Genomic DNA, 13,895 nt, shown 5'->3' with positions numbered 1-13,895 from the left:
GTCAGCACGAATCGTTCCATCAAAAGCTTGAATCACGACCAAGCCAAGATGGGAATCCTGAATATCAACAAACCTTAGGGCATGATCTGTTCAGTGGAGGCGACATTCTGCTGTATTTCACAAATCTTATGACCGAACCGGTTCTAAATGAGCAATTGCTGAGGCTGACTTTCAAGCTGACAAGAGCGGAAGCCCGCCTAGCCTCGCAATTAGCATCCGGAGAAGGCATTCGCACAGCGAGCGCAAAATTGGGCATTAGCCGGGAGACTGCCCGAACGCAGCTGCGGGCTGTCTTTGCGAAAACGGGGACGTGCCGGCAGGCCGAACTAGCGGCACTGTTGTCCCGCTTGCGTATACCTTCTCTGCATTAGACGGCCGCTGTCCCAGTTCAGTTTGGCCACAATGTTAGCGAGAGGCGATCCAAGGTCGGCCTTTGGTCATAATGAGCCTACCTATCCGCTACATGCAGTGCGGCTTTGCGCGTCTAAGCGGAAGTCATCCCGCACACGCGAATACGCTTGCTTGACAGTGACGAAATGACCCCATGTTCCGTATGAGCTCAAATCGATTTTCCGTGAGGTGGGTACGGCCGACTGGTAGACTTCTCAAACAATGCCGATCCGACGCGTGACCTGGCCGTTGCTTTCCCAGTATGTATGTTTCCTGGTAATCCATGGATCATCCATGGCAGGCTGGATTTGTCCCGCCATATCAGTGGCACGCGAGGTGACCGTGTGCTCGCCCTTTGCTGGGTCTTTCCAGTCGAGGTACCACACCTTCCAGGCGAATTCAGCTTCTTCACCATGGTCTATCGTCGCTTCAAGCCATGGGCCGTTATCAACCTTCACTTCGACCTTGGCGATTGGGGCCCCCCACGCTGCGCCGCTGATCCGGTATCCGGCATCGCTACGCGTCACTCTGGCAGGCGCCGACTTCAGCAATGCACGGCCGACCGAGGTCTCGGCCCACACCGTCTCGCCATTGTGCTCTTCCTCTCGGATGGTGACGTAGTCTCGTGCCATCAATTGACTCATGAAGCGCTTGTTGCGTATCTCAATGCGCTTAAGCCACTTGACGTTGGCGATGCCATACCATCCAGGGGCGATGAGCCGCACCGGGGAACCGTTGGGTGGCGGCAGCGCGGCTCCATTCATCTCGTAGCAGAGGATGTTGTTGGGGCTCATCGCATCGGCGAGCGACATGCTGCGGGCGAAATTCTGATGCATCTTGACGTCGCGGTTATTGTCCTTGAGAGCGATGTCACCGACGTCAGTGCCCCAGAAAACAACTTCGATGCCGTTTTCGTTGACCCCTGCCTCCTCAAGTATGGCGCCGAGCGGCGTGCCGGCCCAGCGGGCGTTGCCAATGCCGCCGGTAAAGAATGGAAAACCATGATTGCCCGAACATTCCACCGTGAAAGCCACTTCTTGGCGCGGCCGCGACTTGAGGTCGGCGAGCGACAGGGTCAGAGGCTTCTTCACCAACCCGTCAATTTCCAGCTTCCAGGCATTCACATCGATGCTTGGCCGATCAAAATGAGCGATGCTGAAGAACTTGTCATTTGGCGTCACCCATGAATCCATATCCTCCCAGACAAGCTGGCTCTGGATGACCGCGGGAACAGGATTGGGCTGCGGCTGGTCCAGCCACGGGATCACGGTCTCACCCGCCCGGCTTGGAAAGGCTTGGGCAAACTGTGAATTGAAGACCGCCAGTGCGGCAACGGCCGCGCTACCTTGAACGATGAATTCGCGGCGTGCAAGATGATGCATAATAGTTCCTCCTCCACTGTGAAAAGCTGTTTTCTCCTCCAGGCATAAAAGTGACAGCGGCCCGAATCGCACGAGGGGATGCCGGCCGAGGCGGGCAAATCTTGAGAGCGCTCGGATCTGGCGAGTAGAAGCGCGCCGTGTTTAGGCGGATTCTCCCGCTCTCAGTCGCAGGCTCTATCAGGTCCCAGCCAGCGATCCGCAAATGTACGCCTTATGTGCGTTCGTGGCGAGGGCAAACGTAAGGATCCGCTAATTAAGAAACGATTGGTACAATCAAGAAGGGTCTGTCCGCCGATTGCGCCCATCCTGTTCGGTGAGATCAGCGCTTGTTAGGTTGTAGCACCAGCTATTCTGGAGAGCCTCCTGGTTAATCACCCATCTCGTAGCTGCCACTAGCTCCTGCGCCGCAGTTCAACGCAATATACGCCATCGGCCGACAGGCTCGCACAGGTCGAAAGCGGAATGGCGGCTTCTGGCTGGTTCGCTCCAGAGCCGGATCGTCGGCTTCCGCGAACCAACCCGCCGGACCGCAACGCGCCCCTCATCGCTCGGCAAACTTTACCTTCGCTCGAAAGCGGACGGTCTGCCAAAGGTAAGATGAGTGCATGCTCGACGATGGGCCTGATCCAGCAATGACCCCGATGTTATGTCGATGATCATCGCCGCCGTCTTCCTACTGCTCACATACACCGAAATGCGGCGATGAGTTCTCGGACCGACTGGATCCTATAAAAAGCCGGCCTTTCTGAAGCCGGAGAGGAAGAGCTCGAAGGATGACGGGTCTGCGAAGGGAAGGTGGGCAAGGTAGCCAAGCGAGAGGTCCGGTTGCCGGCTCAGTGTAGCCTTGACTGCGACATGCGCGTTTTCCATCTCGCCAAGATGTGCGTAGGCCGCCGCAAGAAAGGCATGGATGAAGAACTGGTCGCCGGCCTTCCGATAAGCGTCGATTGCCTCGGTATATCGGCCGAGCAGGAAAAGCGCGCTGCCCTTCACCTCCCAGAACCAGACCGGGGGCAATGGGTCGAGCAGTATGGCCCTTTCGAGGACCGCCAAGGACTGCTGAGGCTGGCCGCCGTAGTTGAGCCAGCTTGCATAGTCTCCGGCAATGTTGACGTCGTGCGGATTGAGCGTACGAGCCTGCTGGAAATGCAGTCCGGCATCCCTATGCAGGCGCATATGTACGAGCACGAGACCCATGCTCTGGTTGCATATGCCGTCATTCCGGTCGAGCAGGAGCGCCGTGCGCGCAGACTGCAAGGCACTTTGCAGCGTACGAGGATCGCGGTCGTACCAGAATCGCGCAACCAGGCACTGCGCCAGATAGGCATGACCTTGAGCAAAAGCCGGATCGAGTTCGGCGCTCCGGGCGAACATGGATTCGCCCTTGTCCATTTCATACTGATGGTAGTGCGCGCGACCCTGCAAGTAGTAGTCGTAGGCGGCCCAATCGGCCGGCGGGGTTCGCCGCGAGCGGCTAGTCGCATCTGCCTCGGCAGCGCCTTGGACGGTTGAAGCCACGAGGGCCGCCACCTCCTCCTGAACCGAAAAGATGTCCTCAAGCGCCCTGTCGTAGCGTTGAGCCCATAAATGGAAGCCGCTGGCGCCGTCGATCAGTTGCGCTGTGATCCGGATGCGGTCCCCGAGCCGTCGCACGCTGCCCTCGACGAGGTAGCGCGCGCCGAGTTGCCGGTGGACTTCCGCGGGATCCGGCGCTGGTCCACGAAACTGAAAAGATGAATTGCGCGCGATCATCACGAGCGACCGGTATCGCGCCAGTTCGGTGATGATATCTTCGGTGATGCCGTCGCTCAGATATTGTTGGTCCTGATCGCCGCTCAAATTGGCAAAGGGCAGCACGGCAATGGTGGGTTTGCCGGACGGCGCGATCGGTCGTTGCACTGAACCTTCCACGCGCTCGACAGGAGCGGTGAAGCGGTAGCCGACGCGAGGCACGGTGGCGATCCAGTCGCCACCTTGATCGGTAGGGCCGAGCGCCTTCCTCAGTGTCGCAATCTGGACGGTAAGATTGCTTTCCTCGACCGCCAGGCCCGGCCAGGCGGCTTCCATCAGCTCGGCCTTGGTCAGGATGTCGCCGGGCCGGGCCGCAAGCGTGATGAGCAGCGTGATGCCGCGATGCCCGATGGAGATCGGTATCTCTTGCCGCAGGAGCGTCCCCTTCACAGGGTCGAGCACGAACGGACCAAAGGCGAGGTGATGCATCCCGCCATATTAGACGTTTCGGAATTTTTCGAAACAGTTTCGGCCGCGCTTTAGTACGCAGGTCCGCGCATCCGCCAAAGTAGCGTCATCGATTTAGCAGCACCAGGACGAGCCAAATGAGCACGCAACTTTCTCTTACCTCAAGATTCTACCAGTCTTTCTGGAGCGAACAGCCGACGTGGACGACTGGACCGGCATCGGTCTTGGCGAGACTCATCGCCCTGCGCGGCCTCTGGCGCGAGCGCATATACTATCGCGAGGAGCTGAAGCGACTGGCGGAAGATGGGCCTCAGAGGGTCGACGACGTCGGTCTCACCCTGGCTGCCGTCAAGGCGGAACTGCAAAAGCCGTTCTGGGAGGCGTGATTTGCATCCATAGTCTGAACTATTATCTGCCTGACTGTCGAAGCGCTTGCGGGCTTCAAATTCGGGGTGCCGCACTCGAACTGTAATCATTGCCGCTCAAAATGAGCCGCTGAGCAGCGGCTTTCGGGGAAGTGCGGGTGGGGCTTGGGAAGGTCCGGGATGGCGGTTGCTAGCGGCCATTTGGCTTGCATAGGCTAACGTCTGCTCCGCTACTATAGTCACAGCGGAAGGGCCAGTCCGCACGCGACCCCGCCGCAGTCAGCTCCATCTAGTTACCCCTCCCGCCCAATCAAGGCCGAGTAGAAATGAGATGGGTTACTCTCACTATGGTGCTGCGGCTCGTGGCCGTGCCGCATGGAATGCGGGAAAAGACCGTCGGAACGAAACGCCCTTTGACGCAGAAACAAATATGGGCAACCCGCTTCTTCTTGGATCGAGACGGGAGGGTTGCGACGCATTCTCTGCGCAGAACACAGGCTGCAATGATCTACAAGGCGACGGGCAATTTGCGCGCCATTCAGATCCTGCTCGGGCATACCAAGATCGAGAATATAGTGCGGTATTTGGGCGTCTATATCGAAGACGCTTTGCTCCTGGCAGAACGAACTGGAATCTGATGCCGTTGGGGGGCATCCGTGTACGCGGATGACCTCTTCGCTCGACGGTGTTGTTGTGCTGCGAGTTCGGGCTGGGGAAACGGGCCGCCAGGTTTCGTAATGTCTTCGCGATCCTGACGGACTTGGCCATAGTCGTGTCAGGTGTGGTCAAGAGCTACGAAGTCAACGCATAGCAGTAATAAAAGAACAGAGATGTTTGGGCCAAATGACTGAAAACTCTGATCCAGAACATTGATTGTGGCGGCTTCTAGATGGTCTATTTCTTGGTAAAAGGCCGCGAATTCCAATTTTATTGAGTGTTTTCGCTATCATTAGGTATATGAATATCAACCATTAAAAGGGTTGGATTGACAAAATCCACACCATAGCTGGTTGTCAGCAGTACTGACTTGAATTCGTATCACGGTGGCGTGGGATGGTGGGCGGGGAACCGGACGACGTGCGGGTGAAATCTGCCGGCACCGAGTGGGTAGTCCGCGCCGTCGAAAAGGGGACCGCAACCATTCACCTATTCATCAACAAATTCAGAGACTAGTCTTCATTTTAGTTTATCGAACTTTCTCATATGGTCTGTACCCCAAAATATTTGCCCTGCGCGTCCCCCGCCACCATACCCCCCTCCCTTGTGAACATCACGCAGCAACGTGGCCGAGCAGTCGGCCTCGACTTTACGAATGGTCGAGCCGATTAGTACCCATTGTCAATCGGTGGCTTCAGCACGACGGTCAGCGAAGAAGATCGGCAAGTCTCGATGACGCTCACTCAGGATCACTATGGCTATTTCCTGATTGGCTACTTCACCGGAAGCCCACAGATCTCGGTGAAGTCGGTTGCAAAGCAGACCGGACAGGAAACCATCTGCATCATCGCCCAGGATCCCAAGGGCGCCGGTGTGCTCAAAATCGAGGGGAACGCCAAGGTTACTGCCAACGGCTGCTCGGCCTATTCCGGCTCCTATGACAACAAGGGGCTCTCGGTCAAAGACAATTCGACCCTCATGACGAAGGTCACCTGCACGGTAGGAGGTTACGAAGGTTCCTCGAGGAACTACTCGCCAGCTCCAATCATTGACTGTCCCTGGATTTCTGACCCGCTTGCGGCACGGGCGCAGGAGGTGGACCAAACCTTGCCGAACGGCTGCGACTTTCATAAAACCGAAATCAAGAATGCTCAAGCAACGCTGACGCCGGGAACCTACTGCCAGGGTCTGAAGATTTCCGGAGGTGCAAAGGTTACGTTTTCACCGGGGCTGTACATCATTCGCAATGGCCAATTCAGCGTGGACGGAAAGTCGTCGATCAGCGGCGAGCAGGTGGCCTTCATCTTCATGGGAGAGCAGGCCACGTTGAACTTCGCTCATGACTCGAGCGTATCTCTATCGGCTCCTGAAAGGGGATCATGTCCGGAATCGTGCTCTACGCCCAGCCAGTCGGCATGAAGATCCGCGACTTCAAAATCCAAAGCAGGGACGCCGGTCGGATTATCGGTACAGTCTACCTTCCTAATGACAACCTCACAGTCGGAGGTGATAAGGATGGGGATGGCTTGTGCGACACTGACGAAACGATGACACTTTCGCAGCCTGTAGCGGAGCAGTGCCTTTCAGATGTTGGAACCGTCTCCGCCTGGACCGCGATCGTGACCTACAAATTGCACGTGACTGCTGGTGCTACCCTCGTGATCAACTCGAACTACTCGGCATCGAAAATACCGGCACCGGACGGCATTGGCCCTAACAGTGCGCGAATTGTGCTGGCGCAGTAACGGTGCGGTCCATTTTGTGAATCGAGCCAAGCGGATCGCGCCGGTCGACGTTGGGCAGTGCTGACGTCCGGCGTCCAGTCGCGGTCGGCCCCTTTCGTGCATAGTCTCCGAGCGGCGAGGCCACCCCTGGTCAAACCTCAGTTCCCCTCCTAAGACAGTGCGAGCCTGACTTATTCAGCTTTTCGCCGCAATGCGCGCGAGATCGGCACAGTGATCTGTTAAGGTCAGCTCGAATTCGCCCGGCAAGCCTTGAATGGGCGTCAAATAAGCCCGGTCATATATGGATCAGACGCAAGATCCGCGTGCCGATAGCCAGGACGAATTCACCACCATTGGCGGCCAGGTCCCAGCCGAAAAATGCCGCCCAGCAGGAGAGCAGAATAGTAAAGCGCATTAGACTATTCTAAAATACAGTAATTGATGGATCGTTAAGGTATGGAGAGCCCGGCTCGCGGCATCGAGAAGAGCCTCAATTGCAAGATGGGCGGACCGGGCCGCTTCGTAGTTCGGGTACGGAGGCGCACCGCCACACTTGCCGGGAAGATCCCGCCCTTCAATTTGCACAAATCCGATAACACGGGGATACCGCTGCAGGAGTGTTCCGCTTTGAGGGGGACTGGCTTCTTTCGGACGAGTAATCGTAGCTGCGGACGTTCAGCTCCGCCTGAGGCTGTGAATTGCATGAAGCATCGTCAACGGGGTTGCAACGAGACATTCGGTGTCGCGCGCAATTCATGTCGGTTACATAAATCCGTTGCGACGGTCTCGTACATGATGGGGACGGCTTTGTTTGAAGCCGTCCCTGGAAAAAAGGATGGAAAAATGTCGAAGCTCCCCGGCAAGACCGAAACGATCGAAGACGTCGAATCCCCCACCTTCGACCCGTCCAAAGCTACCGAGCAAGTTCGAGCTGTTGTCGACCAGGGCGTTGAGCAGTCGAAGCAAGCGTTTTCCAAACTGAGTTCGGACGCCGAAACAACACAAAAGGCTCTTGAGTCGACCTTTGAGGTGGCCAAGACCACCGGCAACGAGGTGTCCCTGAAGATGATTACGGCTCTGAGGGACAATGCCGAAGCCGGCTTCACACACCTTGAGGCGCTGGTTGCCGCGAAGTCGCTGTCCGAGTGCATCGAATTGCAGACCGCTTTCCTTCACAAGCAGATCGAAAAATCGGCCGAGCAGGCCAGAGACCTCCAGGCCGTGATGATGAGGGTTAGCGAGGACATGTCCATGCCGATCAAGAATGCCTTTGAGAAGGCTTTGAAGGAACGCAAGGCTGCCTGATTGCCTCAGACATCCGAGACCGAAGGTCGTGCCTAGTCTCTGGGCCCATTCCGCCGGTCTTCTTCCATTTGGTCGGACGGCTTTTGTCCGCCCGACCGCTTCGGCGTGCTATCGCTGGTTTCGAGGTTTCTCAGCCCGTGTCAGCGATAAGTTGCAGAGTGATCGGCAATCATTGGGACGCAAGGCTCGCCTCACTAAGCCTCGCCGCTCACTCGCCCTGCGATGGCGAATGCCTGTAGGTTTTTGACCTTTCCGTGGTCCTGGTCAGCGTTAGCGATAATCGAGAAGAACGCCGCGCGGACGATGTCTTTCTTTGACGCGTCCGGGTGTTCCTTCCTTGCCGCCTTCAACAGTTGTTTCGGCGTCATATCTGGCGTCACAATCCGCATCAGAGTGTCGCTGATCGACTGTAATTCCGTTGCATCCATTGGGAAACTCCGTCCCTGGCTCCCCACCAACAACTTTTGCAGAGCGCCATTGTTAGCTGAAACTAAATTCACGTTATAATGGGAGACGAGCCAGCGCGCGTCCCGGCTGTCTCATAAGGGCGAAAGCGCTTCGCTGCAACGGCGTCAACCAGCCAGCGCGTCCCAGTGCCGCTTGGAAACGGGGAAGCCGTGCCGACAATTCAGTCTTCCTTCAAGTCTTCGGCTTCGTCCCTGAGCTTGGTCCAGTCGGCACCATACTTTCGCAACAATGCGCGTGCCTGTTTCGGCGTGACGTCGGCAATTTCCGTCAGGTGCTCTACCTCCAGCTTTTGCCCCTTCGCCACGCGGCTCGCCTTCTTCTTTTTTTCTTTGGTAGCCATCTCCTATGTCCTTCTCTTGCATCCTCGGATGAACGAGAACTGACAGGTGTGGTTCCGGCTCGCGTATTGTCGTCTGTCGACTTGAGGTCCGGCTACAGTTGGTCGAGGCGAGCGGTTGTTTGTGACAGCTTTATGACGCACCATGCGAGTTGGGGTTCCCTTCGATTGTCGTGAAGTTGCGCGGCGCCGAGGACATCATGCAGGAAACGGAACTGAAGCTCGAGCTTTCGCGAACGGGTGCGGGATCGCTCCTCAAGAAAAATCCGTTCGGATCCTCGCCTACCGTTCTCCAGCAAAGATCGATCTATTTCGACACCCCGGGATGGGACCTGTCCAAGCGCGGCCTGTCGCTTCGCATTCGGCAATCGGGAAATGAACGGATACAAACCGTCAAAGCCAGCGATGACGCCGCGGCCGGATCGTTCGCACGCGAGGAATGGGAGCAACCGGTCGCCGGCGATATACCGATGCTTGACGATCCGGAGATCCGAGACCTGCTCGCCGGGGCTGGCCCCAAACTCGCGCCCCTGTTCGAGGTTCATGTCAAACGGCATCGTTGGAATGTGACGGACAGCGGCGCCACGGTCGAAGTCGCTTTGGATCTTGGCAAGGTCGTTGCAGCCGATCGCGAGGCGCCGGTCTGCGAGATCGAGTTTGAAAAGAAGGCGGGCTCACCGAGAGCGCTGTTTGCACTCGCCCGGAAAGTCGACCTGATCACGCCGGCGCATGTCGGGGTGCTGAGCAAAGCTGAACGGGGCTATCACCTGCTTGGCAGGGCACCCGGTGCTGTGAAGGCGGCTTCGACACTGCTCACCTCCGAGATGAGCGCGGCAACGGCTTTCGCGCGTATCGCCGCTGCCTGTCTCAGACAGTTTCGTCTCAATGAAAAGGTGCTGGGGTGGTCCCGCGATGCCGAGGCCCTGCATCAGGCCCGCGTGTCGCTGCGGCGGCTGCGCTCCCTTTGCTCGATCTGCAAGTCGCTGTTCCATGACAGCCGTTTCGACCACCTGCGAGAAGAATTGAAATGGCTCGCCTCGGAATTTGGCGATGCGCGCAATATCGACGTGATGATCGACCGCGCTTCGAGCGAGGCTCTTTCAAGCCGTCTTCAAAACGCGCGAGACGACGCCTATACGGCGGTCGAAGCATCGCTCTCCTCGGTGCGCGCCCGCTCCTTGATGATCGATGCTACCGAGTGGATCTCCATCAGGGACTGGCCGACCGACCAATCGGACGAAACGTTGCGCGAGCAGTCGTCAAGGGATTTCGCCTCCGGTGTATTTGAGAAATTTTGGAAAAAAGTGGCGAAGGGCGGCAAGAATCTCATCGATGCCGATGACGAGACCCGCCACAAAGTGCGCATCGCCGCAAAGAAACTGCGCTACGCTGCGGAGTTCTTCGAGCCGCTTTACAACAACAAGGCGGAAGCCAAACGCCATCGACGGTTCATCGACGCGATGAAGGGCCTGCAGGATCAGCTCGGTAATCTCAACGATATCGCCACCGCCCCCGATATGCTGGCAGCGCTGGAGCTTTCGGACGTGGCTGGTGCGCAGGATCTCTTCAGCGCCGACGACAAGTCCAAGCTTCTCAAAGAGGCCGCGGAAGCACACGACGCCTTTGTCAATACCAGGCGCTTCTGGCGTTGAGGCAGCATGCGGAGGGAGTGACTCCAGCACCGATATGCCCGCCGCTGGGTTCTCAAATGCAATGCCCGCTTCTCGCGCAAACTAAGCGTATTCCCGGCAATGTCCGCTTTCGGCGAATGGAGAAGTCCACGTAATGACTGACGTTGGGCGCGTTCCTGACTTTCAGTCGGGGAAAAGCGGATAAGGCGAATGGCGGCTGACCTCAAGACGACCCACGACTACCGAGGCGTGGACGACCGCTTTGCGCCCAAAACCGGTCGTTCAGAGGTGTTTGCCGACTACCCGGAAGCGGACATTTGCCCTTGGTGAAATCAACGTCCTCCTTGCCGGATTATCCGCGGTCATTCGTTTTGGACCGCCCGGCGCAACGACCCGAAGCGCAAGCGGTATTGCATCGGTGTAATACCGACCTTGCGGCGGAACAGGCGCCCGAAGAAACTCGTGTCCTCGTAGCCGACCTCATTGGCGATCGCCTCGATGGCCTCGTCGCTCGTTTCCAGCAGCCACTTGGCTTCTTCGAGCCGCAGCGCGTGAACATAGTCCAACGCCTTCATGCCCGTTGCCTTGGCGAAGCGACGCGCGAAGGAGCGTTCGGGCAAACCTGACAGGCGCGCCATGACGGCGACCGGTGCCGGCTTGCGGAAATTCGATTCCGCCCATTGCTGACTTTGCTTGATCACTGCGTCGCTGGTCTGCCGCGAGCGCGCCAGCGTGGCGAAGGGCTGCTGGCCGAGGTCGTGCCATTGCAGCATGTAGACCCTCGCCACCTCGATCGCCTCACGAAGACCGACGAAGCGCGCGATCAGATACAGAGCCAGATCCTGCCAACTCGATCCGCCGCCAGCCATGACGATGCGCTGCGCCTCGCCGCTCAGCACCAGCGACTGCTCCACTTTCACCTTTACGCCGGGATAGTTGTTCGTCAGCGTGTCGACATAGCCCCAGTGGATTGTCGCCTCGCGGTTCGCGATAAGCCCGGCTTCGCCCAGCAGCACCGCGCCTGAACAGGCGCTCGCCAGCAGCGCGCCTTCCTCATGCACGCGCTTCAGCCAGCGCGCTTCAGGGTCATACTGCCCGGCGACGCTTTCGCCCGGATTGACGAAGAAATCGGGGATGCAGACGATATCAGGACGCGGACAGTCGGCAATCGTGTGATCAGGGTGTACCCAGACGCCGTTCGCAGCGCGAAACCGGTCTGCTCCGCGCGCCACGACGTAGGGCCGCATCCGCTGGTCACCAGCCATGCCCTGCGTGATGAAGCGAAAGTCCCGCCCCGGCGAGGAGAACAGGTCGACCATCCCATAGAGCGCCGAAGCCGTGACCTCGGGCACGGCGAGGATCGCCACATTGAACGGAGCCACCTGTTCAGGCATGGCAGAAATGACCGTTTCGTTGCGTTTTCGACTTTAGCCGGCGCATTCGTTCCGCGCTAGCATTCTGGAAACGGAGGATGGGACGATGAACGCGACGACCACGCCTTCGCTTTCGCCAGCCAGCATCGAAAACCTTCGCTCCAGAATGCGCGGCGAGGTGCTGGTTCCGACGAGCGAGGCCTACGATGCCACCCGGGTCGTTTGGAACGGCATGATCAACCGAAGCCCAGCCCTCATCGCCCGCTGCCGGAACGCCGCCGATGTCATGGTCTCAGTAAATTTCGCGCGCGAGCACAGACTCGCCATCGCCATCCGTTCTGGCGGCCACAATGTCGCGGGTTATGCGGTCTGCGACGGCGGATTGATGATCGACATGTCGCCGATGAACGCGGTGCGCGTCGTGCCCGGCCTCGACCGCGCCATCGTCGGTGGCGGTGCGACCTGGGCGGATGTCGACGCCGCGACGACGCCTTTCGGCCGTGCCACGCCGGGGGGCCTCATCTCCGCGACCGGCGTTGCGGGCCTGACATTGTCCGGCGGCATCGGGTGGCTCCGCGGCACTCATGGCCTCTGCGTCGACAATCTCGTCGCGGCCGATGTCGTCACCGCCGAGGGCAAGCTGATCCGCGCCGACGAGACGGAAAACCGCGATCTTCTCTGGGCGCTCCGCGGCGGCGGCGGCAATTTCGGTGTCGTGGTGAGCTTCGAGTTCAAGCTGCACCCGATCGAATCTGAGCTGATGTTCTGTGGCCCCGCCTATCCCGAGGAACGCGCGGACGAGGTCATTGCGCGCTGGCGCGACTTCATGGAAACGGCACCGGACCGGCTGAGCGGACTCGCTGAATTCTCGACGCTGACTGACGATCCTTCCCTCCCCGAGCCCGCGCGCGGCCGGCGCGTAGTGTCACTTGCGCATGTGTATGACGGCCCGGCGGATAAAGGCGAACGGATCGTAGCGCCGCTCCGCGGTTTTGGCGAACCGCTGGTCGATTTCAGCGGCCGCATGCCCTATCGCACCATTCAGTCACTGTACGACGCGCTGTTTCCGAAGGGGCGCGACCGCTGCTACTGGAAATCAACCTATCTCTCCCGCCTCGACGACGGCGTCATTGCGGATATCGTGCGGCAGATGGCGAAACGTCCGTCCGAGATGACCTTCGCCTCGATCTGGAAATTCGGCGGCCACGTGCAGCGCGTGCCGGAAGACGCGACCGCCTTCGGCGACCGGTCCATGCCCTACATGCTGAGCCTCGACGCGATCTGGTCGAGGGCTTCGGACGACGACGCGAATATCGGCTGGGTGCGCACCTTCTGGCAGCACATGCAGCGACACTCGACCGGCCGGCTCTATCTCAATTTCCCAGGCCATGGCGAAGGCGCCGACCTCGTCCGCGATGCGTTTGGCCCTCAGGCTTACGGACGTCTTCAACAGGTAAAGCGGCGCTATGATCCCGAGAACATCTTCCGGATGAACCAGAACATCGATCCTGGAGCCGCATAGTGACCCTGGAGGCTGAATTTCCTCGACCGACGATCCTTCAAAACAAACTCTCCTGCGCCTTTTGGGGCTTCGATCAGCTCATCTAGCCGGAGGCCAAACGGCAGCTGTCCGCTAAACGCGCTCTGATAGCGGACCGACGGCTCTCGGCGCAAAACGCGACATCAGAACATCTGCTCTGCAAAGACCGCTTCTGGCGCATTTGCGACGTTCGTTGGCACCATAAGGTAGCTGGCTCGGCCCGGAAATGATTTGAAGATTTTTCGGACAGGGCGCTACCAAGGCTCATGTTTTTATTGTGATTTCAATAGCTTATAAGTAGGTTGGTAGCGGGAGAGCTACCGCCTTTCCCCCCACTCGGAGAGCATGCGATCTTTTACAGTGTCGGGCATGATGGCCTGTCTCGGTGCTGCAAAGACCGGTAGGGAACGGGAGAGTCTGACCCGAAAGCTATCCAGGACGCGAACGGCAGCTCTGCGCCTCATGTCGGTCATCGAGACCCATTTCTGCGGTCCCCGAAAGCGGACATTGCGAGTGCCAAGCGG

At 58.5% G+C, this 13,895-nt stretch carries 13 protein-coding genes; 8 read left to right on the top strand and 5 right to left on the bottom strand.

What is annotated here, in order from left to right; translation table 11 throughout:
* A partial coding sequence (locus tag FJ418_RS32165) for a helix-turn-helix transcriptional regulator (protein ID WP_210243138.1) occupies positions 1-371 on the top strand: 371 nt, incomplete at its 5' end.
* 234 nt (positions 372-605) lie between these two features.
* Here FJ418_RS32165 and FJ418_RS02955 read toward each other — a convergent pair.
* Entirely contained in the window at positions 606-1,772 is a 1,167-nt protein-coding gene (locus tag FJ418_RS02955; protein WP_140863427.1) for a sulfite oxidase, read from the bottom strand.
* Between the two features lie 726 nt (positions 1,773-2,498).
* On the bottom strand, positions 2,499-3,992 hold the full coding sequence (locus FJ418_RS02950) for a winged helix-turn-helix domain-containing tetratricopeptide repeat protein (protein ID WP_140863425.1): 1,494 nt from the start codon (positions 3,990-3,992) through the stop codon (positions 2,499-2,501).
* Positions 3,993-4,195: 203 nt separating this feature from the next.
* On the opposite strand from FJ418_RS02950, the gene FJ418_RS02945 reads away from it, so the two are divergent.
* From FJ418_RS02945 to FJ418_RS02925, 5 genes are all read left to right on the top strand, one after another.
* Positions 4,196-4,357 carry a hypothetical protein gene (locus FJ418_RS02945; protein WP_246682907.1) on the top strand — a complete coding sequence of 54 codons (162 nt, stop codon included), beginning with the start codon at positions 4,196-4,198 and terminating at the stop codon, positions 4,355-4,357.
* Positions 4,358-4,683: 326 nt separating this feature from the next.
* Positions 4,684-4,974, top strand: a complete 291-nt coding sequence (locus FJ418_RS02940) for a tyrosine-type recombinase/integrase (RefSeq protein ID WP_246682905.1) — start codon at positions 4,684-4,686, stop codon at positions 4,972-4,974.
* Positions 4,975-5,725: 751 nt separating this feature from the next.
* Positions 5,726-6,412 carry a hypothetical protein gene (locus FJ418_RS02935; RefSeq protein WP_140863421.1) on the top strand — a complete coding sequence of 229 codons (687 nt, stop codon included), beginning with the start codon at positions 5,726-5,728 and terminating at the stop codon, positions 6,410-6,412.
* Positions 6,409-6,738, top strand: a complete 330-nt coding sequence (locus FJ418_RS02930) for a hypothetical protein (protein WP_181166818.1) — start codon at positions 6,409-6,411, stop codon at positions 6,736-6,738. Before FJ418_RS02935 ends, FJ418_RS02930 begins: the two co-directional genes overlap by 4 nt.
* Before the next feature lie 822 nt (positions 6,739-7,560).
* Complete coding sequence (locus FJ418_RS02925; RefSeq protein ID WP_140708305.1) at positions 7,561-8,022, top strand: phasin; 462 nt, start codon at positions 7,561-7,563, stop codon at positions 8,020-8,022.
* A 194-nt stretch (positions 8,023-8,216) separates the two neighbouring features.
* Here the strand turns inward: FJ418_RS02925 and FJ418_RS02920 are convergent, their stop codons facing one another.
* Positions 8,217-8,450, bottom strand: coding sequence for a hypothetical protein (locus FJ418_RS02920; RefSeq protein ID WP_140708303.1), 234 nt, complete (start codon positions 8,448-8,450; stop codon positions 8,217-8,219).
* A 200-nt stretch (positions 8,451-8,650) separates the two neighbouring features.
* The gene (locus FJ418_RS02915; protein ID WP_140708301.1) at positions 8,651-8,830 is read right to left on the bottom strand and encodes a hypothetical protein; all 180 of its coding nucleotides are present in this window, start codon (positions 8,828-8,830) and stop codon (positions 8,651-8,653) included.
* A 197-nt stretch (positions 8,831-9,027) separates the two neighbouring features.
* Here FJ418_RS02915 and FJ418_RS02910 point away from each other — a divergent pair, with 197 nt between their 5' ends.
* Complete coding sequence (locus FJ418_RS02910) at positions 9,028-10,479, top strand: inorganic triphosphatase (RefSeq protein ID WP_140863417.1); 1,452 nt, start codon at positions 9,028-9,030, stop codon at positions 10,477-10,479.
* Between the two features lie 341 nt (positions 10,480-10,820).
* Here FJ418_RS02910 and FJ418_RS02905 read toward each other — a convergent pair whose 3' ends face one another.
* A complete protein-coding gene (locus FJ418_RS02905; protein ID WP_246682902.1) occupies positions 10,821-11,825 on the bottom strand; it encodes a helix-turn-helix domain-containing protein in 1,005 nt (334 codons plus the stop codon).
* 112 nt (positions 11,826-11,937) lie between these two features.
* Between FJ418_RS02905 and FJ418_RS02900 the strand changes: the two genes are divergently transcribed.
* A complete protein-coding gene (locus FJ418_RS02900; RefSeq protein WP_140708294.1) occupies positions 11,938-13,353 on the top strand; it encodes an FAD-binding oxidoreductase in 1,416 nt (471 codons plus the stop codon).
* The last annotated feature ends 542 nt before the right edge of the window (positions 13,354-13,895 follow it).

The sequence above is a fragment of the Mesorhizobium sp. B2-8-3 genome, assembly GCF_006440815.1.
Classification (GTDB): Bacteria; Pseudomonadota; Alphaproteobacteria; order Rhizobiales; family Rhizobiaceae; genus Mesorhizobium.
Note: the sequence above shows the minus strand (reverse complement) of the source record. Positions and strands in the feature narration are given on the sequence as shown.

Coding starts and splice junctions, on each gene's coding strand:
- FJ418_RS02915 (WP_140708301.1), bottom strand. CDS start 8,830: ATGGCTACCAAAGAAAAAAAGAAGAAGGCGAGCCGCGTGGCGAAGGGG.
- FJ418_RS02930 (WP_181166818.1), top strand. CDS start 6,409: ATGAAGATCCGCGACTTCAAAATCCAAAGCAGGGACGCCGGTCGGATT.
- FJ418_RS02920 (WP_140708303.1), bottom strand. CDS start 8,450: ATGGATGCAACGGAATTACAGTCGATCAGCGACACTCTGATGCGGATT.
- FJ418_RS02910 (WP_140863417.1), top strand. CDS start 9,028: ATGCAGGAAACGGAACTGAAGCTCGAGCTTTCGCGAACGGGTGCGGGA.
- FJ418_RS02935 (WP_140863421.1), top strand. CDS start 5,726: ATGACGCTCACTCAGGATCACTATGGCTATTTCCTGATTGGCTACTTC.
- FJ418_RS02940 (WP_246682905.1), top strand. CDS start 4,684: ATGGTGCTGCGGCTCGTGGCCGTGCCGCATGGAATGCGGGAAAAGACC.
- FJ418_RS02900 (WP_140708294.1), top strand. CDS start 11,938: ATGAACGCGACGACCACGCCTTCGCTTTCGCCAGCCAGCATCGAAAAC.
- FJ418_RS02925 (WP_140708305.1), top strand. CDS start 7,561: ATGTCGAAGCTCCCCGGCAAGACCGAAACGATCGAAGACGTCGAATCC.
- FJ418_RS02950 (WP_140863425.1), bottom strand. CDS start 3,992: ATGCATCACCTCGCCTTTGGTCCGTTCGTGCTCGACCCTGTGAAGGGG.
- FJ418_RS02955 (WP_140863427.1), bottom strand. CDS start 1,772: ATGCATCATCTTGCACGCCGCGAATTCATCGTTCAAGGTAGCGCGGCC.